At 49.1% G+C, this 20,420-nt stretch carries 21 protein-coding genes; all 21 read right to left on the reverse strand.

Annotated elements, in window-relative coordinates; translation table 11 throughout:
• Positions 1-577 precede the first annotated feature (577 nt).
• Positions 578-2,326, reverse strand: coding sequence for a LysM peptidoglycan-binding domain-containing protein (locus tag ACPV3A_RS34230; RefSeq protein ID WP_426204259.1), 1,749 nt, complete (start codon positions 2,324-2,326; stop codon positions 578-580).
• A gap of 163 nt (positions 2,327-2,489) precedes the next feature.
• Entirely contained in the window at positions 2,490-3,374 is an 885-nt protein-coding gene (gene ilvE / locus ACPV3A_RS34235) for a branched-chain-amino-acid transaminase (protein WP_426204261.1), read from the reverse strand.
• On the reverse strand, positions 3,375-4,262 hold the full coding sequence (gene pheA / locus ACPV3A_RS34240) for a prephenate dehydratase (RefSeq protein WP_194541493.1): 888 nt from the start codon (positions 4,260-4,262) through the stop codon (positions 3,375-3,377).
• Positions 4,259-5,227: a homoserine kinase gene (thrB, locus tag ACPV3A_RS34245; RefSeq protein ID WP_426204263.1), complete on the reverse strand. Its 969-nt coding sequence runs from the start codon at positions 5,225-5,227 to the stop codon at positions 4,259-4,261. Before thrB ends, pheA begins: the two co-directional genes overlap by 4 nt.
• Positions 5,224-6,297 (reverse strand): threonine synthase, encoded by a 1,074-nt coding sequence (gene thrC / locus ACPV3A_RS34250; RefSeq protein WP_194541491.1) that lies wholly within the window; start codon positions 6,295-6,297, stop codon positions 5,224-5,226. Before thrC ends, thrB begins: the two co-directional genes overlap by 4 nt.
• Positions 6,298-6,359: 62 nt before the next feature.
• Positions 6,360-7,646: a homoserine dehydrogenase gene (locus ACPV3A_RS34255; protein WP_194541490.1), complete on the reverse strand. Its 1,287-nt coding sequence runs from the start codon at positions 7,644-7,646 to the stop codon at positions 6,360-6,362.
• 55 nt (positions 7,647-7,701) lie between these two features.
• A complete protein-coding gene (locus ACPV3A_RS34260) occupies positions 7,702-8,139 on the reverse strand; it encodes an ACT domain-containing protein (RefSeq protein ID WP_009594028.1) in 438 nt (145 codons plus the stop codon).
• Positions 8,140-8,413: 274 nt separating this feature from the next.
• Positions 8,414-9,067: a hypothetical protein gene (locus ACPV3A_RS34265; protein ID WP_426204264.1), complete on the reverse strand. Its 654-nt coding sequence runs from the start codon at positions 9,065-9,067 to the stop codon at positions 8,414-8,416.
• Positions 9,068-9,110: 43 nt separating this feature from the next.
• A complete protein-coding gene (locus ACPV3A_RS34270; protein ID WP_426204265.1) occupies positions 9,111-9,863 on the reverse strand; it encodes a hypothetical protein in 753 nt (250 codons plus the stop codon).
• A 24-nt stretch (positions 9,864-9,887) separates the two neighbouring features.
• Positions 9,888-10,646 carry a FlxA-like family protein gene (locus ACPV3A_RS34275; RefSeq protein ID WP_194541487.1) on the reverse strand — a complete coding sequence of 253 codons (759 nt, stop codon included), beginning with the start codon at positions 10,644-10,646 and terminating at the stop codon, positions 9,888-9,890.
• Positions 10,647-10,666: 20 nt separating this feature from the next.
• Positions 10,667-11,974, reverse strand: coding sequence for an SPFH domain-containing protein (locus tag ACPV3A_RS34280; protein ID WP_426204268.1), 1,308 nt, complete (start codon positions 11,972-11,974; stop codon positions 10,667-10,669).
• 277 nt (positions 11,975-12,251) lie between these two features.
• Positions 12,252-13,562, reverse strand: a complete 1,311-nt coding sequence (gene obgE / locus ACPV3A_RS34285) for a GTPase ObgE (protein ID WP_426204270.1) — start codon at positions 13,560-13,562, stop codon at positions 12,252-12,254.
• Positions 13,563-13,575: 13 nt separating this feature from the next.
• Complete coding sequence (locus ACPV3A_RS34290) at positions 13,576-14,316, reverse strand: Spo0B domain-containing protein (protein WP_233354790.1); 741 nt, start codon at positions 14,314-14,316, stop codon at positions 13,576-13,578.
• A 169-nt stretch (positions 14,317-14,485) separates the two neighbouring features.
• A complete protein-coding gene (gene rpmA, locus ACPV3A_RS34295) occupies positions 14,486-14,797 on the reverse strand; it encodes a 50S ribosomal protein L27 (protein ID WP_015734021.1) in 312 nt (103 codons plus the stop codon).
• A 17-nt stretch (positions 14,798-14,814) separates the two neighbouring features.
• On the reverse strand, positions 14,815-15,147 hold the full coding sequence (locus tag ACPV3A_RS34300; RefSeq protein ID WP_194541485.1) for a ribosomal-processing cysteine protease Prp: 333 nt from the start codon (positions 15,145-15,147) through the stop codon (positions 14,815-14,817).
• A 13-nt stretch (positions 15,148-15,160) separates the two neighbouring features.
• Positions 15,161-15,472, reverse strand: coding sequence for a 50S ribosomal protein L21 (gene rplU, locus ACPV3A_RS34305; RefSeq protein ID WP_113061207.1), 312 nt, complete (start codon positions 15,470-15,472; stop codon positions 15,161-15,163).
• Between the two features lie 163 nt (positions 15,473-15,635).
• Entirely contained in the window at positions 15,636-16,871 is a 1,236-nt protein-coding gene (locus ACPV3A_RS34310; RefSeq protein ID WP_220686151.1) for an Rne/Rng family ribonuclease, read from the reverse strand.
• A 117-nt stretch (positions 16,872-16,988) separates the two neighbouring features.
• On the reverse strand, positions 16,989-17,852 hold the full coding sequence (locus tag ACPV3A_RS34315; protein ID WP_426204275.1) for a M50 family metallopeptidase: 864 nt from the start codon (positions 17,850-17,852) through the stop codon (positions 16,989-16,991).
• The gene (locus tag ACPV3A_RS34320) at positions 17,845-18,750 is read right to left on the reverse strand and encodes a peptidoglycan DD-metalloendopeptidase family protein (RefSeq protein WP_426204277.1); all 906 of its coding nucleotides are present in this window, start codon (positions 18,748-18,750) and stop codon (positions 17,845-17,847) included. Before ACPV3A_RS34320 ends, ACPV3A_RS34315 begins: the two co-directional genes overlap by 8 nt.
• A gap of 135 nt (positions 18,751-18,885) precedes the next feature.
• Complete coding sequence (minD, locus tag ACPV3A_RS34325) at positions 18,886-19,680, reverse strand: septum site-determining protein MinD (RefSeq protein WP_009594006.1); 795 nt, start codon at positions 19,678-19,680, stop codon at positions 18,886-18,888.
• A 3-nt stretch (positions 19,681-19,683) separates the two neighbouring features.
• The gene (locus ACPV3A_RS34330) at positions 19,684-20,346 is read right to left on the reverse strand and encodes a septum site-determining protein MinC (RefSeq protein ID WP_194541481.1); all 663 of its coding nucleotides are present in this window, start codon (positions 20,344-20,346) and stop codon (positions 19,684-19,686) included.
• Positions 20,347-20,420: the final 74 nt, after the last annotated feature.

Genomic DNA, 20,420 nt, shown 5'->3' on the forward strand with positions numbered 1-20,420 from the left:
CGCCGCCAGCGCCGCCAGCGTTCGTCCTGAGCCAGGATCAAACTCTCCAATAAGGATCGGAAGGAATCTCATACCCGAAGGTGATGAGGTGTTCCATCCTATGTTTGACTTGCTCATTTCTTAACTGACGAGAATTTGTTCAATTCTCTATTTCAACGCCCCACCAAAGTGGTTCGTTTTACTCACTCGTTGTTCAGTTTTCAAAGATCAACTTCTTCGTCGCTAGCGAATCTCGTTCGCACCAGCAACTCTTATAATATATCATGTTTGTTTCGATAATGCAAGAGGTTTTTTTAGAAAGTTTTTTAAGTTCTTCTTAGTTCTTCTTAAGTTCTTCATTACTTTCGTTGACCTCTATCCCATCGCAATCTTGCTGTTCGCGACTGGATTTATAATGTATCATATTTTCCGATTCGATAGCAATACATAATTTCTTCCATATGCATTTCATTTATAAATGGCGGTCAGCAGTATCACATTACAATAGATTCATAGACATTATGTCGGGTGAGCAAACAAAAGGGACCAAGATGTGGTCCCTTTTGTTTGCTGTAACCTGGCCTTCATTGATAATGTCTTAACCCTTGATCCATGGATTGTGGCGTTTACCTTTTGATGAACCTTGAGGCTTTCGTGATTTCTTGGCTGCTGTTCTTGTTTTATTGGCTTGCTGACGATGGACTTTAGCTCTCTCCTTGGCATCCTCTTCAATGGAAGTATCTCTGGATACGGATGGTTCCGTTTCATTCCCAATTTCACTGCTGACCGACATATTAGATTGCTCCGCTTCGTATGGAGCCGACGGATTGAATGCCGAATCGAACGGCTGGTCGTTTTGCCGATCATTCCAGTTTGGTTCATATGGATTTACAAATGGAGGATATGCTCCTTGAGTTCCCATGAGTGCGGACGGATGGCCGTATGCCCCAGCATTGTAGTCCATTCCACCCTGCCACGGTTGATACGGTACAGCCATGTCGGGTGCGTACTGGTGATGCCCGTGTTGTGGGTACCCGTGATGTGGCTTATTGTGGTATGGACTAACTTCTCCCCCATGGCATCCGCAAGGAGACGGAACATAACCATATGTCGCCGCTGTATGATGATGCTCAGGATATGGATGGTAATCGGAACCCACATTTCCTGTATATGATTCCGTGATCGAGAACTGGGAATATTCCAAGCTCATGGGCTGTTCAGAAACACCCGGATATCCTGAAGGTACATTTCCCCAGCCTTCATTATAGGATACAGGCATCGCTTCCTGCGGTATATGGTGATACGGATGGACAGCTGTGCCGTATTCGGCTCCATGCCAATGTTTAGGTTCATGGCAACCACATGGTCCTTCATGATAACCACCGTATGGAGGCATCATAAATGCAGGCGCTTCTTGAAAAGGAAATTCCGGACAAGGATGCGGCATCATATGAAGTGGCATCTCCGCAAACGGCGGACATGGTTCGGCCATAGGATGGATTGGGTAAGGTAACGGCATGGTTTTGACAGGATGCGTAAACTCCGGCTCTATTGGTTTATATGGCAGTTTGTAATCCGGTTTGTACTCTGGTTTGAATTCGGGTTTGAATTCAGGTTTGAACTCCGGCTTGAATTCAGGCATGATCACAGGCTTTTTAAAATCCGGCAGGACATCCGGTTTCTTCACTTCTGGCAGGATCTCTGGTTTCTTGACCTCCGGCAGGATGACCGGCTTCTTGATTTCAGGTAAAATCTCCGGTTTGTGCTCCGGTTCGAATTTTTTAGGCTCCTCGGGGAATGGTGAAATCTCAGGCAGTTTTGGTAAAATCGGCGGCTCGGGTTCCTTAACTTCCGGTACAACCGGTGGCTGCTCGATCGGCGCTGTGATTTCTTCCTTCACTCCGGTGTAATCCTTACCGCCCGGCTTCTTCTTGCCCGGGTTCGAACCACTGCCACTGCCACTGCCACTGCTCATCGAAACCCCGTCATCTGTGCCCGACTCCGAATATACGCCTGATGAAGGGATGTTCACGACCTCTCCAACCAGCAGGGCATTCGGATTTTTAAGCTGCGGGTTGGCATCAATAATTTCCTTCAGGGTTACGCCCCATGCCTTCGACAGTTTCCAGAGGGAGTCCCCCTGCTTTACCGTATGCTTATGGATAATGGGTTGGCTGCCGCCTGGTACCGGAACAGGCTCTGTCGGTACTTTGATTTTGGCACCGACATCGAGCTTATTCGGATCCACCAGCTGTGGATTGGCATCGATGATTTTCGCTAATGGAACGTCGTATTTTTTGGACAGCTCATATAGGGTGTCGCCTTCCTTGACGATGTGTATCTTCACGCCGCTAAAACCTCCTACACTCTTCTAGGCGTCATGTTATTCGCCCGCTTTCGTTACTACATCCTATGCACGGAATGGGCGATTGACATCCCTCTGGGCAAAAAAAATCCTTTCATCGACATGAAAGGATGGTTTAAGTCGTTTATTTAGCTGTCCTAAAACGTTAGGATTCCCATACTTTATAACCGTCTTGATCCACAATTTTGCGGAATTCCTCGAGCAGTTGAAGCGTAATTGGACCAGCCTGCCCTTTTCCGATCATCCGTCCGTCAATTTCACGAGCGGCGATGACCTCAGCGGCGGTTCCTGTAAAAAACACTTCGTCTGCAATATATACGTCATGCATGCTGAAAGGCTCTTCCTTCAATTTGATGCCGAGTTTATCGCATAAATCGATAATCGCCTGGCGCGTAATGCCTTCAAGCGCACCAAGGTAGCACGGAGGCGTTGTGACCACGCCGTTTTTCACGATGAAAATATTGTCACCTGAGCCTTCCGTCACATATCCTTGTGCGTTCATCATGATCGCTTCATCCGCTCCCGCAAAGTTGGATTGGATCTTCACAAGAATGTTGTTCAAATAGTTCAGAGACTTGATTTTCGGATTGAGCGCATCCGGAATGTTGCGGCGCTGGGCTACGGATACGGCCTTCAAACCGTTAAGATAAGCTTCTTCGGAGTAGATCGCCAGCTGTTCCACAATGATCAACACCGTTGGTTTAGGGCAGCGACGCGGGTCCAGACCCAGATTGCCTGCACCTCGGGATACTACGATACGGATGTACCCGTTTCGCATATCGTTGCGCCGAATCGTCTCGGCCATAGCCTCCAGCAGCTCATCATATGTCAATGGGATGACTAAATCGATGGACTTGGCGGAATCGTACAGCCGATCCAAGTGTTCCTTGCACTTAAAGATGTTGCCGTTATATATCCGAATCCCTTCGAATATGCCGTCTCCGTACAGGAATCCATGATCAAAAACGGATACTTTTGCATTCTCTTTTGTGACGAATTCTCCATCCAGATAGATCCATTGCTCTGACATTTACTTAACCTCCATTTTCTCACTCTCGTACGCATAGCCCGGATAAGTACCCAGCACACGAACCACACATCCCAGCGCTTCAATCTCTCCCATGGCGGCGACCAACAGAACCGAATCTGCTGCAGCCATGACATCGATGTAAAAATAGTAATTACCCAGCTTCTTCTTCGTCGGACGGGATTCAATCCGCGACAGATTCAGGCGCCGCCAAGCAAACGCCGAAAGCACCTGATGCAGCGCTCCCGGCACATCCTCTGGGAGGGTCACGAGAATGCTGGTCTTGATATGCTCCGGCGAACGGTTGACTAAAATCGGCTCGCGTCCGATTAATACAAACCGGGTGTAATTATTATCATGGTCGGTAATACGCTCGGCAAGCACGTTTAATCCGTGAGTGGCAGCGCCTAGTGTAGTGCCGATCGCCGCCCATCCCTGGCCGGGATTTTCCTTTACGATTTTAACCCCTTCCGAGGTGCTGCCTACTTGCTCCAACTCAGCCTGTGGCGCGGCCTTCGCGAGGAACTGACGGCACTGGGCCGTTGCTACTTGGTGAGACCAAATTTTTGTGATTTTACTGTAATCCATCGTACCGTCATTGGACTGGAACTCGGCAGCATTTCCGATCAGGTTCTGAATGGAAGGATAGACCCACTCCACCTGCATCGGCAGATCCACCTCATTGACCAACCAATCCATATGAAGGCTCACGGAACCTTCGATGGTATTCTCAATCGGGATTACGCTGTAATCGCTTTTTCCTTCTACTGTAGACATAAATACATCAGAGATCAGTTTATGGTGGACAAATTCCACCGGCTCACCGTTAAGGAGATAAAGTATCGCTTCATGAGATACCGATCCTGAGGGCAACAAGGCTATTTTTTTCATGCGGTAACTTCCCCTCTAATCATATCCAAAAAGGATCTATTGTTTATATCTTCCAAGAGCTGGACGCCTTCGGCAACTGGATTCAACGGGTAGCACGAAGCCGAAATTCCTTCCGCCTTCATCGTCTGCACTAAATACGCGCTCAATTCTTCTACCCGCGAATCGTTCCGATCCACCAACGCAATCATCGTCGGGCCCGCTCCGCTTAGCGCAATCCCCAGCGCTCCGTGGCTTGTCGCTTCGGCCAAAATTTTGCTCATCCCTGGCACAAGCGGTACCCGATAAGGCTGATGAATCCGGTCTTGCATTGCGGCAGATATCAAGTCCAGTCTGCCTGCAGAAAGAGCCGCGGTCATCAAGGAGGACCGACTAATATTATACACAGCATCCGCTAAACTGACCTGGGCGGGCAGCGCTTCTCTTGCTTTGGATGTTGCCAATTCGAAATCGGGAATAACAACGAGCGTTCCGAGGTCTGCTGGAGGTTCAATACGTATATAATCCGCATGAGCTCCGTCCCATACAGCCGTAATAATCCCTCCAAATAATGAAGCTCCTACATTATCCGGGTGCTTCTCAAGATTCGTCGCCATATCAAAAAGCTTGGAATCCGGCAGGGGTGAACCGATCAGCGCATTGGCAGCCGCCAGAGCCCCTACAATCGCCGAAGCACTGCTGCCAAGACCGCGGGTAAGCGGAATTTCGGAATACATGRAAATCTCAAGATCGGGAACAGCCTGTCCCGCCTCTTCAAAAACCATCTGAGCCACCTTATAGATCAGGTTGCTCTTATCGGTCGGCAGACCGCCCATCTCATCACCATGAAGATGGAATACGGTCCGCTCCGACGCCTTCATCTCGATCCAGGAATACATAGACAATGCCATGCCGAGTGTATCGAATCCGGGTCCCAAATTAGCCGTACTGGCCGGTACCTTCACCCGGACACCTTGGGACAAACTCATACCCGTGCAGCTCCTTCAAGCTTAGCAATAGCATCCATTACGGCTGATTCCGTATCTGATACGACGAGCGGTTCGGCGTTCACGGTAGAAATGGCGATATTCGGATCCTTGAGCCCATGCCCTGTCAGCACACAGACTACGGACTCTCCACCTTTAAAATATCCTTCGCGCTTCATTTTATAAACGCCTGCGATGGAGGCAGCCGATCCTGGCTCGGCAAAAATGCCCTCACGCGATGCGATTTTGCGGTATGCGTCCAAAATCTCTTCGTCCGTAACATAGTTAATCTGTCCGCCGGATTCCTCAGCGGCCGCAACCGCGGTTTTCCAGCTGGCCGGGTTCCCGATACGGATGGCAGTCGCTACCGTTTCCGGATTTGCAATAGGCTCTCCCTTCACGATGGCCATCGCTCCTTCCGCTTCAAATCCAAGCATTCTTGGCAGAGAGGACGATTTGCCCGCAGCATGGTATTCTTTAAATCCTTTCCAGTAAGCGGAGATGTTCCCCGCGTTGCCGACCGGAATGGCCAGCACGTCCGGCGCTTTCCCTAACTGGTCAACGACTTCGAATGCAGCCGTCTTCTGGCCTTCGATTCGATAAGGATTCACGGAGTTTACAAGCGCAATCGGATGCTTCGCCGTAATCTCACGCACAATTTCCAGCGCGCGGTCAAAATTGCCTTCAATCGCAATGACCTTCGCTCCGTAAATCATCGCTTGGGCGAGCTTGCCCAGCGCAATATTGTTGTTCGGAATGATTACGATACAATTCAATCCGCCACGAGCGGCATAAGCAGCAGCTGCTGCAGACGTATTGCCCGTTGAAGCGCACATGATGGTGCGGCTTCCCTCTTCCATCGCTTTCGCTACAGCCATCACCATCCCGCGGTCTTTGAATGAACCCGTAGGATTCAGCCCTTCAAATTTGAAATGCAGATCAATTCCAAGCTCTTCGGATAAATTCACAGCTTTGATCAGAGGGGTGTTCCCTTCCTTTAGCGTTAGAAGCGGAGTACGCTCATTCACCGGCAAATATTCTCTGTAGGTTTGAAGCAATCCTTCATACGGCATCTCTCTTGTTCTCCTTTTCTTAAGAAAAAATTATATAGGGTTATTTAATGAGTTCTAATCCTTTATCCTTCAACACGGTAAACACTTTTAATCCGGCGAATGACTTCCAGGCCTTCAAAATGATTCAACACTTCATCCATATTGGCTTTGCTCGCATTGTGGGTGACGATGATAATCTCTGCGTCCGGATTATGCTCGTTCGGCTGCTGGACAACGGATTCCAGGCTGACGTTATATTCAGCGAACACCTGGGTAATTTGGGCAAGTACACCTGCTTTATCGTCGACATGAAGCAAAATGAAGTTCTTATACATGATCTGCTCGTCGGTTTTGAGTTTCTTCGGTTTGTAAGGAACGATGGCTTTGAGACCGTTGACGCCGAGCTTCAGATTCTTGATAACGGCAACCAGGTCTGCCACAACGGATGTAGCGGTTGGCATCTCACCAGCGCCGGCTCCGTAAAACATCGTTTCGCCTACAGCTTCTCCATATACATAAACCGCGTTAAATACCCCATTCACGGCTGCGATAGGATGTCCCTTCCGAACCATCGTAGGCTGAACCGTGATGCTGAACTCATCGTCCTGACGCTCCGCGATACCCAGAAGTTTCATCTCATAACCCAAACGCTTCGCATAAGCGATATCTTCTTTGGTCACTTGCGAGATTCCCTTAACGGTTACATCCTGGAGCTCGACGTTCGTGCGGAAGCCAAGTGTGCCGAGAATCGCCATCTTGCGCGCCGCGTCCAATCCTTCAACATCGGAGGTCGGGTCAGCTTCTGCATAACCCAGTTCCTGAGCTTCGGCCAGGACATCTTCATACGATGCGCCTTCTTGACTCATCTTGCTCAGAATGAAATTGGTTGTACCGTTCACGATCCCCATAATTTTCATGATACGATCCGAGGAGAAGCCTTCAATCAGCGTGCGGATAATGGGAATACCGCCAGCAACACTTGCCTCGTAGAACACGTCGCACTGCTTCTCTTGCGCCTTGGCCAATATTTCGGCACCGTGGAGAGCCATCAGATCCTTATTCGCGGTAACGATATGCTTGCCGCGCTCAAGCGCTTCGAGAATATAGGTTTTCGTCTGCTCGATCCCGCCCATCACTTCAACGATGACATCAATCTCGGGATCGCGGATGACCGCCCATGGATCTTCCGTCAGTTTATTCTGATCCACATTGACACTGCGGTACTTCTCCAAATGTTTGACAGCGATACGTTCTATCGTAATCGGCGAACCGACCTGGCTGCTCAAATCCTCCTGGTGTCCCTCTACGATGCGGACAACCCCTGTTCCTACGGTTCCTAATCCCAAAAGCCCTACTTTGACCGGTTTCATTAATACATTACCTCCTGTATCCCATCACATAGATATCTATTTAATTCGTCATAACTTAACCTTGGCCTATCATCTGCACTCTTCTTACTCCAGCTATTCGCCTCAATCCGTCAAGCAGGTCATCCAGCTCCTCATTCAGCCGGGAAACTTCGACGGAAATCACGACATTGGCGATTCCCTGCAGCGGAATACTCTGATGAATGGTTAGCACATTCCCGCCTTCACCCGCTACCAGCCCCAGCACTTCGGATAGCATCCCCGAGCGATGTTCCATATCGATAGAAATCGTTACGATTTCATCACGTTCCAGTTGATTGATGGGATGGATTCCATCCTTGTACTTATAAAAAGCGCTTCGGCTAAGCCCAACCTGTTCAACAGCTTCATGGACCGTTCTAACGTCTCCCGATGCCAGCAATTTTTTTACTTGCATCGTCTTAACCACAGCCTCGGGAAGGATGTCTTCCCGGACCAAATAGTAGCGTTCCTTCACAAACGTCCTCTCCTCAAAGACTACTGTATTCGTATAGTGGACATTATACTGGATATACCATGTAAGGGCAATACATAAGTGTCCAGTTTTTTGGTTAACCCGATATTTATATGTCAACTCTATAGCCTATACTATATCGCAATTCAAACCGGAACACATCGATATTCACATCAAAATTGTAATTAATGCGCAAGAAAAAGCAGTCTCCGGTATGCGGAGACTGCCGATAAAACAACCATGCTTTCGATTTGATTTCAAACGGTCCGCGTGAAATCTAAGCAACAATGATCGTGCCGCAGTACTCGCACTCTTTTTCCTCTTGGTGTGAAATCACGGTTCTTGCACCACAGCCTGAACATTCCACAGACTTCGATCCAATATCCTGCTGAATCTCGGCTGGCTTTACTGACTCTCTATGCAGTGAAGTGATCATCAGCACACCATTCTCAATCTTCCCGTAAGGGAGCATCCGCTCCTTGATCATATAGTTCAAATCACGGACCACATGGGATGGAGTTTGATTCGCTGCAATCGCAATATGATCGATGTAAATCAGACGCCGCTGCAAGACGGCCTCTGCATAAATTCTCAACAGCTTTCGGAATTTCTTGTCTGCCAGGTCAGCAGCAACAAGCAGCAGCAAGCCAGGGACTAATAGGCACAATGCCATTGCTAAATTGTCGTTTAAGAACTCCTCACTGGTTTCGCTCGCCAGTAAAAAGATCACAGAAGTCATAATGTACGAACCGAACAATACCCATCCCATCAGCCTTGCATTTCTTCCCCTGTAACTGTGATGTTGTTGTGTAGGCAAAATACGAAATCCAGCAATGATCAACGCTAATGGAAAAAACACATACGTCAAGCCAATAATAAAATAATCGAATTTTGAAAATTGCGATTTAAAGGGCTTTATTGGAATGCTCATACCACGATCTCCTCAATTTTGTTAATCGGACGCATAACTAAGGTTAAGCCACAATCACCGAACCGCAATACTCACATTCTTTTTTCTCCAAATGCGTTACGACCGACCTTGCCCCGCAGCCCGGGCATTCCACAGACTTCGGCCCAGGATCGGGCTCCGCTTCGTTTCGGGTTATTGCCGCTGGTTCAGCCGCAACTTGACCTAGTGAATACTGCACTCGCTGTCCGCTGCGTGAAACAAATTCTCCTTGGAATGAAGACTGGGATCTCCTCTGCAAGGAGGGGATGATGACAACTCCATTGTCCAGCTTTCCATTAGGCAGCATATGCCGTTCAAACATGAACGTAATATCTCGGACGGCATGGGCCGGCTTTTGCCTTGCCTCTCGAGCGATATGATCAATTTGGACGAGCCCTCTTTGCATAATGGCATTCGAATAAAATTGCAGCAAACKGTTGAATTTCTTATCTTCTTTCTTGCCAATCAACAGCATGATGATGGCTGGAACCAGTATAATAACGCCCCATACGATGGAAGCCGAATAGAGGCCGTCGACATCTTTATCTTCAATCGTCGCGAGGATCATAAGCAATTCAATGATTCCATAGGTTATGACCAGAACCCACCCGAAGAGCCGGTTGTTTCTTCCCTTACAGTGGTTATGGCGATGGGTGACAAGCACCCGAACAGCCGCAAGCACAATGGCCAGCGGAAAAAACAGTACCGCCAGCGCAATAATGAAATAATCCATGGTCGTGAACTTCTGTTTAAAGCGCTTCAGTTCAGACGCTCCCATATTCTATCCCCTCTATCATCTGCATTAGGTCGATCCCGCTTTTGCCTTCAAAAGTTCGGTGTTACGATCCTGTACCGTTCTCAGGATATCGCGGATGATGTGAACGGTTTGCTCTGCCAGCTCATCGCGTTGTTCTGCTTGCGTCTCTCCGATCAGCGCCACTTGGTCCTCCAACAATGCGATTTTTTGCTGGATCATATGCTCCACTTCATATAAAGAGGTATGCGTGATAGGATCGCTATAACGAAGCGTTTCTTCCAGCTCGGCCATCTGCCGGTCTAACGAATGAATGTTCTCTCCTGGCATCTCACCTAGTTTTCTTCGGATTCCCCCGATCCAGGCCACCGTCTCTTTCTGAACCGCTAGATGATCACTTTCCTTTCGTTCATGAGCTCCTGCATATTTTCCCGTCAGAGCTATCAGTCCCAAAACCACCGAGAACCCCAGGAAGGTTATAAGATGAATCATAAAATAAGAAGATTCAGGCAGCTTAAATAAATACCCCAGCAGAATGACCTCCAGCAAAACGGAAATGGCATAGACTCCTATAATGACGCCTGAAGCAATATAAAAAGGAGCTCCTGGCGAACCCGCTTTGCGCCGGTGGACAACTAAACCGATAAAGACGAGAATGGCCGCCTCGGCGCATCCGAGAGCGATGCCCGATATCCAAGCATTCAGCTGAACGATCCCTCCGATCAATCCGAACAGAAGGATGGTTAAGACCGGAAGCACCGCGGCAGCCAGCCATAATCCATTTCGACTTGTGGTTCTTGTACTCACTCTATTCCCTCACTTTCACTTCACATCAATTTATGTCCGCACTCCATGCAAAACTTCTGGCCTGGTTTGATCTCATGTTGACATCCAGGACATGTTAGCGCATGACTTGACCCGCAGTGCGGGCAAAACTTGGCTTTTGCATCCACCAGTTCACCGCATGCCCTGCAAGGCATAGGAAGCGCTGCACCGCAATCCGGACATTCGACGGCACCGGCCGGGTGGTCATGGCCACATTCAGGGCATGCATGGTACGGGTCACCGCAGTGAAGACAAAACTTGGCATTGGGAGGCAGTGGCTGTCCGCAATCGTTGCATTGAACGGTGCTCGCCAGTTCCTCCTCAGCCTGCACCTGAAGCGATTGTCCGCATCCCGAACAGAATCGCGCCTCTTCTGCGCTCAGTGTTCCGCACTGGGTACACGCTTTCTGTTTGGTATGGAGCTCGTTCTTTCCTGGATCCTTTGAGTCCTCAAACATTTTCCCCACGGTCTCATACATCGGACCAGCCATCCCAAGTCCCATGCCCAATCCGGTTCCCATGACCGCTGCCGGGCTGCCTTGATTCTTTGCCGCCCCCTCCAGCGTATTAAAGGTTCTTTCTTGATGATAGGTATATCCGATGATGTCCATCTCCGCTTTCTTTGCCAACGCTTCCTTGATACGAACAGCTGCCGGGTCATTCTCCGGGATGTTGATGGAGTCCACATAGAAATTCAGCAGGGTGATCCCCATTTCTTCAAATGAAGGCGCAATCGCTTCCATGATATGCTTCGATATTTCCGCTATGTAAGCATTGATCTCCACAACGCTGATTTTTTTGCGAACGATATAGGAGGATATGATTTCCGTAATATTGGACATCAGTACGCCGCGATAATATTTAATCAGTGTGCTTTGATCAAAAGTCGACAGTGTGCCAACCAGGGTCCCCAGAAACTTTCGCGGATCGCTGATCTGTACGCCGAATTGGCCAAAAGCCCGGACCGATACGATAATATTGTATTTTGGATCTTGCAGCTGGATCGGCGAGCTGGTCCCCCATTTCACGTCCAGTGAACGAAGTTTGTTCACAAACCAGACTTCTGCCGTAAAGGGAGACTTCCCGCCGAATGGAAGATTGATCACATTGGATAATATCGGTATATTCGCCGTACTCAGTGTATGCCGCCCAGCCGCGAAGGAGTCCAGGGCCTGACCACCCTTATACAGGATGGCCTCCTGTGTCTCATGAACAATAAGTTGGGTCCATGTACCTAACTCCTGATTCGGATAACGCCAGGCAAACACATCCGGCGGTCCTTCGTATTTTACAACTTCAATAATAGCCATAGTTCTACTCTCCTTTATACACCGTTCCTTCCATCCTGATAGTCTATGGAAAAGGACTATTGTACTACCATTGTATACGATTTACCCGATATGTGGATGCAAAATTTGGAAACCTAAGTGGAAAATGATATCTCTGAACAACTTCCTTACCGTTACCATAAAACACAGAGCATGTTTACGTGATATCTGGGACACAACTTCCTCCATAAAAAAATACCGCCAAGCCTGCTGTTAAACAGACCTTGCGGTATTTTCTCACAAACCTATTTTTTGCTAATTAATAGTAGCTGCTGCCTTCAACAAATTCAAATTCGAAATCACCAATTCGTACAATGGTGCCTTCTGTCGCGCCCCGTTTCCGAAGTTCTTCATCGACGCCCATATGGCGCATCGTTCTTGCAAGCTTCAGAATGGCATCATGCGAATTCATCTGCATCCGTTTCAGCATCCGCTCAATTCGCTCGCTATGCACAACATACATCTCATTATCCCTAGTAACGGTGAAGGAGTTGTCGTTCTGCGCTTTGAATTTATAAACCTTGCGCTCGGAAACCTCGGATACTTCTTCAATGGCCGGCTCGTCCGGAATGCTCTCCAGCACATCGATCGTGCGGTAAAGAAGTTCCTGAATACCCTGACGGGTCAGCGAGGAGATTGGCATGACCTCGATGTCCGGACGAATCTCTTTCAGCTTCTCTTTGAAGGCCGCTAGATACTCTTCGGCCTCCGGCATGTCCATTTTATTAGCGGCTACGATTTGCGGCCGTTCGACCAGAACCGGGTTGTAGAGCCTGATTTCATCATTGATTTTTTCCCAGTCCTCAAACGGATCCCTTCCTTCCGTGCCTGCCATATCCACGACATGGACAATGACGCGTGTTCTTTCCACGTGCCGGAGGAATGCATGACCAAGTCCCACGCCTTCATGAGCACCCTCAATCAGACCAGGCAGGTCAGCCATAACAAAATTGCGACCGTCTCCAACCTCAACAACTCCCAAATTCGGCGTTATGGTCGTAAAGTGGTATGCGCCGATCTTTGGCTGAGCCGCAGATACAACGGACAACAAGGTTGATTTGCCTACACTCGGGAACCCGACGAGACCTACATCAGCCATCACTTTAAGTTCCATGGTTACGTAACGCTCTTCGCCTTCCTCGCCGTTCTCGGCAAGCTCAGGCGCCGGATTGTTCGGGGTAGCAAAGCGGATATTTCCTCGCCCTCCACGGCCTCCTCTGGCAACAACAACCTGTTGACCGTGTCGGGTCAAATCGCCAATCACCTCACCGGTATCGTCATCCGTTAAGATGGTACCCGGCGGGATACGGACAATCATGCTATCCGCATTGGCCCCATGCTGACTTTTATTGCGGCCTTTTTCCCCGCGCTTGGCCTTAAAATGCTTCTGGTAACGGAAATCCATCAACGTGCGCAGTCCTTCGTCCACCCGGAAAATCACGTCGCCGCCCTTACCGCCGTCTCCGCCGGCAGGTCCGCCTTCAGGAACGTATTTCTCTCGACGGAACGCAATGAGACCATCGCCGCCGTCTCCGCCTTTTACATATACTTTTGCCTTATCTACAAACATGAAATCACCTTCCTCAAGTCACAAACGGCAAATACAAACGATACGAGGTCTCCCCCGGCTCCGTTTGTTCTACCCGAATGCCTTCGCCTTTTACGGATTGTTCAATCTGAAGTTTCAAGCTGTCCGGGTCTCCAAAGGATCCTTCTCCTTGTGCCCATACCATCAGCTCTTGTTCTTGCTGCATAAATGTTAATGTTAATTGCCGGGTATCCCCCCAAGACGCTTTTCCGCTTAATTGAAAAGCTCTCACCGTTTGAATGATAGCTTCGGTAAAAGACTCCGCCGTTTGTGGCGATACTTTGTCTTCCAGTTGCACCTGGTCCACAACTTCAACGTCGAGCTGCAGATTATTGCTGTACGTACGGTATGAATGTAAATAAAAAACCAGCGAAGGAATGCCCAGCTTAGAGATTCTGCTTTCCGTCGCCATCCTGTCCTTTATTCTTTCCACAGAACCCACTGTTTTATCAAGCTTTCCAAGTTGAATGTAGCCGTACAAAATTTGAAGCTCATTCATCCAATCATGACGATGGTGATTCAGCATCTGAATCGCCGTCTGCTCCACATTCCGAATGATGGCTTGCTGCCTGCGCTCCTCCGATTTCCGGACAAGCCAAGCCCCGCAGGCAGACGCAGCGACAGCCCAAACCGTTAACACTGCTCCTGCAGCCAAAGTCGGTTTCCATACCATCCATGCCACGGGTATTACGGAGGTTAACCCCGCCCCAGCTGCTATCCATTTCCAGGATTTCATCGCTTCTCCTCGTCTTTCAACAGCAATTGGTTACATTCACCAAATCCCAGTATATCATAGACCTTCAGGACGGTTCATCCCCTGGATGATGATCTTTGCGTTATTTACAAAAAAAGAAGCCCCGGCAACGATGCCGAAAGGCTTCTTCTGTATGCAGCATAAGAAACGATTAAGCTTCTACTGCAGCCGCTACTGGAGCGACATCAACCGGGTAGACGCTCACTTTCTTGCGATCACGACCCCAACGTTCAAATTTCACAACGCCGTCAACTTTCGCAAACAAAGTATCGTCTTTACCGATACCTACGTTCGTGCCTGGATGAATTTTCGTTCCGCGTTGGCGAACCAAGATGCTGCCGCCAGTCACTGCTTGACCGTCTGCACGTTTCACACCAAGACGTTTCGATTCGCTATCGCGACCGTTCTTTGTGGAACCTACACCTTTTTTCGATGCGAATAACTGAAGATCCAATTTCAACATGTTGTCTACCTCCTTCTTCAAGTAGTCAATTCCTGTATTCTTATATACTTGCCGTATGAATCGGCAATTCCCTGTAACATAACAACCATGGATTCGAGAAGCAGTTGAACTTGTCCCGAGACGGAGTCGTTTGCCGTCGGCGGAAGATTCGCACTAAGAAAGCCGCCCTTCATCTGGGTCTCCATAACAGTTCCGGTTAACGCTTCAATGGAATTGACCGTTCCCACTGTAATGCTGGAAACTCCAGCACATACAATATCTTCTCCAGGATTGGCATATCCCGCGTGCCCCGTTACCTTAAAGCTATGGATCCGTCCATCTCCCCCGCGCAGTACTTGTACAGTAATCAATTACCGCACCTACTTACGCTTGGATTTTCTCGATGGTTACTTTAGTGTAAGGTTGACGATGACCTTGCTTCTTGTGGTAGTTCTTCTTCGGCTTGTATTTGTATACAACGACCTTACGGCCTTTACCGTGCTTCTCTACCTTTGCAGTTACAGTCGCACCGGAAACAACCGGCGTACCTGTTACCAACCCGTCCTCTTTGGATACGGCCAGTACACGATCGAAAGTCACGCTCTCGCCGTCACCTGCAGTCAGCTTCTCGATGAACAATACGTCGCCCTCTTGAACTTTGTATTGTTTACCACCTGTTTCGATAATAGCGTACATTTGCTTGCACCTCCCTATGTCTCAGACTCGCCTAGTATAAGGTGTCCGTCCTATAAGCAGGAACGTCCTTGCTAACCCAACCGGAGCGGTTACAGCATGTGCAGCAAACCATCACTAGACACATACCTAACGATAATATCATAATCCATGTTCACCGTCAACATCATTGTTCGATAACAAAACCTCTGCCCCCGCAAGCCCCGCAAGGCTTGGCAAATGGGAGCGAAGAGCTTTCCCTGGCTTTTTTGCGGGTCATTTCCAGCAGTCCCAGCTTGGTCCAGCCCACCACAAAGCTTTTGGTGCGGTCCTTGCGCATTACAGCCTCCATGGCAGAAACAACCTGCTCCCGGTGCTCTTCACGATCCATATCGATGAAATCAACGATGATAATGCCTCCGATATCCCAGAGCCGCAAAATTCTTGCAATCTGCTTCGCCGCCAGAAGATTCGTCTTCAGCACCGTTTCCTCGAAATTATCGCCACCGATATATTTGGCTGTGTTGACATCCATGATGGTCATGGCTTCCGTCTGATCAACAACGATGGTCACACCTTCCGGAAGCGTGATTTTCCTTGCAAAGCCAGCTCTCATCTGCTCGTCCAACCCATAAGCTTGAAAAATCGGACTTCCTTCCGAGTAATATGTAACCTTAGGCTCCATACCAGGGACGGTTTCCTTCAGATAGCTTTTGGTCTCCTCGCCTTTAAGCTTGCTGTCGATCACAAGTTCATCATGAAGCGGGTCAAAGGCATCGCGGAGAAAACGCTGCAGCAGACCTAAATCGCGATGAAGCAGCGCCGGAGCAGAAGAAAGCTCGGCCTTGTCGAGAATTCGCGCCCACTCTTTTCGTAGATACTCAAGATCTCCCTTAAGGAATTCCAGAGGCTCGTCCTCTGATACCGTTCGGATAATGATCCCCTCTTCATCCGTGCGAAGCTGCTCGCCGATACTCTTCAGCCTTGCTCTCTCCGCATCACGTCCAATTTTCTTGGAGACGGCAACATAATCCGCAGTAGGCATGTACACCATGCATCTGCCAGGCAGCGAAAAATGGGTAGTGACCCGCGCCCCCTTGCCGCCTCTCGGTTCCTTCATCACCTGCACGATCAATTCCTGGCCTACCGTTAGCAGCTCCGAAATGGAAGGCTTCTGCTTGGGCTGCTTCTCTAAATGAGGATGGAGCACATCATCAATATATAAAAATGCATTCTTTTTCAGCCCGATATCTACAAAAGCCGCCTGCATCCCCGGCAGCACATTTACGACCCTGCCCTTATAAAAACTGCCGACTACACTTTGCTCACAACTCCGCTCAACGGCGAATTCTGCTAACCTCCCATCTTCGATGAGGGCCATCTGAATGGTCTCATGTTCACAATGAACTATCATTTGCCTCATGGCTTCACCCCTCAAATGGAAGACGATATTCTATTTTTTATCCTAACACAATCTCAGATGATATGAATGGATAAAGAATCATGGCCCGCCCTGCGTCTTCCTCATGGTGTTTACGATTTACGCATACCAGGGCGGACCATTTGATGCAAAATAAGAAGAAATCACATGCTGCTCCGGAACGACGGCAAGCAGGCTGCCTCGTCCGCTCATAACATAAATCAGATGATACTTCTCTCGTTTAAATAGACGCATAATATCATCCAAAGGTTTCGAAGAATCTGCAACGATTGGCTGCGCAGGACCGAGTCCATCCAAATTTCGTTCATAAATCTCGCTCCGATTGACCAAAAATCTTAAAAACCGGTAATGCACATTCCGATAGTCTTCAAAATTGGAATACGCTAAAAACAGGCCGATCATCAGCACATTTAAACGAATACCGCCGCCGGAAAATAGCGGCTGCAAGCCATATCCGATCATGATCAAGCTGCACAAAATGCCAGCGCGGGAAGCCCACAGCAAGGTCGCATGATATGGGGCGAGCAAGCTGATGACGGCTTGCAGCACTTTGCCGCCATCCAGCGGAAGAATCGGGAGAAGGTTAAACAGCGCGATGATGAGATTCCCCTGAATGATATAAGACAACAGCTGCTCGTCTCCCCACCCCGCCCATCTGCACATCATGGTAATTCCAATCATGATGACATTTTGCAGCGGACCCGCAAGCGCAATGATGATTTCCTTCATCGCAGTCATCCTGCCGTCATCTTCAATGACAGCAACGCCGCCGAACGGCAGCATCTGAATGGCTCGTACCTTGAACCCCATCGCTGCCGCTGCGGCGGCGTGTCCCAATTCATGAATAAACACGATAATAAACAGGGTCAGCAATTCCAAAAAGCGACCGGTGAATACAGAGGCCAGCATGACAATAACAAAGAGAGGATGCAGCGACAATACCGTTCCCTTAAACTTAATCAAACGGAATCACTTCCGCCGGATCGATACCTCGATCCCCCTCTTTCAGTTCGAAATAAAGGGAGGGCGGGCTGCCTGCGCCTGAAGACGCCAATGTGCCGACAATATCTCCACCTTGGACCCAATCGTTTACCTTAAGTCCCGTTTCTGCCAATCTGCTGTATATCGCCGTTCTCTCTCCTGTATGCTGTATGAGAATTGTGATCCCATTCTCAGGATGTTCTTTAATCTCAAGCACGCGTCCGGTCTCTATACTCTTAACCGCCCGGTCTGCTAAAGAACCCCCTCCGGCTTCCAAAACGATGCCTTTCAGATCCACGGCAAAGGATTGGACGACCTTTCCGGAAATCGGAGGAACTAAAGAAGTCCCGGCATTCACCTTCGTCGAGTGTTCGTCAGTTTGTCCAAAAATCGGAATGAAGGAAGGCGCGCTCCCAAAATGCTCCTCGTACCATACCTGCGCTGCCTGAAAATCCATCTCATGGCTCAGTCCCTCAACGATAAAAGCTTGCGTACGAAGAGCCCACGGGTGCTGAAACGAAAATACCCCCCATGCCAATCCAAACACCAGCGCACTGACGATGATACGGCGCACTAAGCCCGACAGAAACGAAGCTTTTCTTGGCGGTTCCCCTGGATCACCGGGATCCAGCTCACCATACCAACCGCGGTGCCCTTGCTTCCAAAGCCGCTCGGGATCCGGTTCACTCTCTGCAAGAAGCGGGGATGGGTTCGCCCTGTGATCCTGTATAAAGCCTGTCTTGTGAAGATTGGGATGGGCAGGCTTTTTCTCGGGAACGGGCCCCCATGACGACTTATCATGCGGCGCCGGTGACGCTCCTTCCAGCAGCTCGCGAATGCGGGCTTCTCTTCGGTTCTTAACTGAAGTTTTGATGTCCATTGTTCTTTCCCCCTTGGGGCTTGTTTTCTTACTCTATCCTATGAGGAGATGAAAGATATTTAGAACAAGCCCTATTGAAGAGGCGAACAGAACAAAAAAACCGATGCCTCCCGGCACCGGTTCACGTTAAAGTCTTTAACCCATTCCAAAAAACTTTTTGAATTTGGTAAACATTCCTTTTTTCTGATGGATTTGCATCAGAGGAACGGTATCACCCAGGATACGCCGGGCGATGTTTCTATAGGCGATGGCTGCCTGAGAGTCCGGATTCATCACCGTAGGCTCCCCGATATTGGCCGCTTTAATGACCATTTCATCATCGGGGACGATCCCGATCAGATCAATATTCAGCACCTGCAGCACATCTTCGATCTCCAGCATGTCGCCGGATTTCACCATGTTCGGGCGAATCCGGTTTACAACAAGCTTCGGAGACTCTACATGAGAGCTCTCCAGCAAGCCGATAATCCGATCCGCATCCCGCACGGCCGCATTCTCGGGCGTTGTAACCACAATCGCTTTATCTGCGCCGGCAATGGCATTCTTAAATCCTTGCTCGATTCCAGCCGGACAATCGATAATGACGTATTCGAATTCCTTTTTCAATTCAAGTACGATATCTTTCACCTGCTCTGGAGAAACGGCATTCTTGTCTTTGGTCTGGGCTGCAGGAAGCATATACAGCTCATCGAAGCGCTTGTCCTTGATCAGCGCCTGGTTAAGTCGGCATCGCCCTTCTGCAACGTCGCATAAATCGTATATAATCCGGTTTTCCAGGCCCATCACGACATCCAAATTACGAAGACCGATGTCCGTATCAACCAGACACACTTTTTTTCCGAGCAGTGCCAGAGCTGTGCCGATGTTCGCCGATGTCGTCGTTTTACCGACTCCGCCTTTACCTGAAGTTACGACGATTGCCTCTCCCATGTTCTACACCCCTTTAAACACATTAAAATCCCGACCCAAACGTGAGATGTTGCTGATCTTATCGATCTCCATGCTACCGTCCTTCAAATACGCAAATTCCATGACCGTTTCCCGCGTCTCCCATTCATCCGGCGGTCTGCTGATCATCTGGGAGATACGGAGCTGGGTAGGGGCAAAATACGAAGCCGCTATAATCGCTTCCTCGTTGCCCTCTACACCGGCATGCGCGGTTCCGCGCAGAGCTCCCAATATGTAGATATCACCGGTGCACGTTATGGTTCCGCCGGGATTCACATCCCCGAGGAACAAGAGATCGCCGTCATGATGCAGCACCTGTCCGGAACGCACCATCCCTGTCTTAAGCGTAAGCTTCTCCTCTGGTATGAGCTCCGACTCAAACGGCGGTGATTCCACATTACGTATCAACAGATTGCCCTTTTGCTTCAATATGTCAAGAATCGTCTGCTTCTCTTCTTCGGAAATTTTCCGGGAACCCAGCTTCACATCCACATGAATGATAGGTCCGGTCAAAATATTCTGATGACTGTGCTCCAGCTTATAGCGCAGCTCGCCGAGCAGCTCCTCCAGCTCACACTGGTCATCAAGCAGGAATACCAGGCCATCTTTGATGCCCTTAATCGTCACATGATTGGATTTTACAGCCATAAGCCTGTCCCTCCCATCCCTATACATTTCGCGCTCAAACCTTCAAGTTCCTGCTAGTCTAGTAAAATGTCATA

It is taken from the genome of Paenibacillus sp. Dod16, from assembly GCF_049893405.1.
Lineage (GTDB): Bacteria > Bacillota > Bacilli > Paenibacillales > Paenibacillaceae > Paenibacillus_AQ.

What these genes read in the sequence shown, in the direction of transcription:
- ilvE (WP_426204261.1), bottom strand. Translation starts at nt 3,374, where the DNA reads ATGTCAGAGCAATGGATCTATCTGGATGGAGAATTCGTCACAAAAGAG.
- pheA (WP_194541493.1), bottom strand. Translation starts at nt 4,262, where the DNA reads ATGAAAAAAATAGCCTTGTTGCCCTCAGGATCGGTATCTCATGAAGCG.
- thrC (WP_194541491.1), bottom strand. Translation starts at nt 6,297, where the DNA reads ATGCCGTATGAAGGATTGCTTCAAACCTACAGAGAATATTTGCCGGTG.
- ACPV3A_RS34255 (WP_194541490.1), bottom strand. Translation starts at nt 7,646, where the DNA reads ATGAAACCGGTCAAAGTAGGGCTTTTGGGATTAGGAACCGTAGGAACA.
- ACPV3A_RS34265 (WP_426204264.1), bottom strand. Translation starts at nt 9,067, where the DNA reads ATGAGCATTCCAATAAAGCCCTTTAAATCGCAATTTTCAAAATTCGAT.
- ACPV3A_RS34280 (WP_426204268.1), bottom strand. Translation starts at nt 11,974, where the DNA reads ATGGCTATTATTGAAGTTGTAAAATACGAAGGACCGCCGGATGTGTTT.
- obgE (WP_426204270.1), bottom strand. Translation starts at nt 13,562, where the DNA reads ATGTTTGTAGATAAGGCAAAAGTATATGTAAAAGGCGGAGACGGCGGC.
- ACPV3A_RS34290 (WP_233354790.1), bottom strand. Translation starts at nt 14,316, where the DNA reads ATGAAATCCTGGAAATGGATAGCAGCTGGGGCGGGGTTAACCTCCGTA.
- rpmA (WP_015734021.1), bottom strand. Translation starts at nt 14,797, where the DNA reads ATGTTGAAATTGGATCTTCAGTTATTCGCATCGAAAAAAGGTGTAGGT.
- rplU (WP_113061207.1), bottom strand. Translation starts at nt 15,472, where the DNA reads ATGTACGCTATTATCGAAACAGGTGGTAAACAATACAAAGTTCAAGAG.
- ACPV3A_RS34310 (WP_220686151.1), bottom strand. Translation starts at nt 16,871, where the DNA reads ATGAGGCAAATGATAGTTCATTGTGAACATGAGACCATTCAGATGGCC.
- ACPV3A_RS34320 (WP_426204277.1), bottom strand. Translation starts at nt 18,750, where the DNA reads ATGGACATCAAAACTTCAGTTAAGAACCGAAGAGAAGCCCGCATTCGC.
- minD (WP_009594006.1), bottom strand. Translation starts at nt 19,680, where the DNA reads ATGGGAGAGGCAATCGTCGTAACTTCAGGTAAAGGCGGAGTCGGTAAA.
- ACPV3A_RS34330 (WP_194541481.1), bottom strand. Translation starts at nt 20,346, where the DNA reads ATGGCTGTAAAATCCAATCATGTGACGATTAAGGGCATCAAAGATGGC.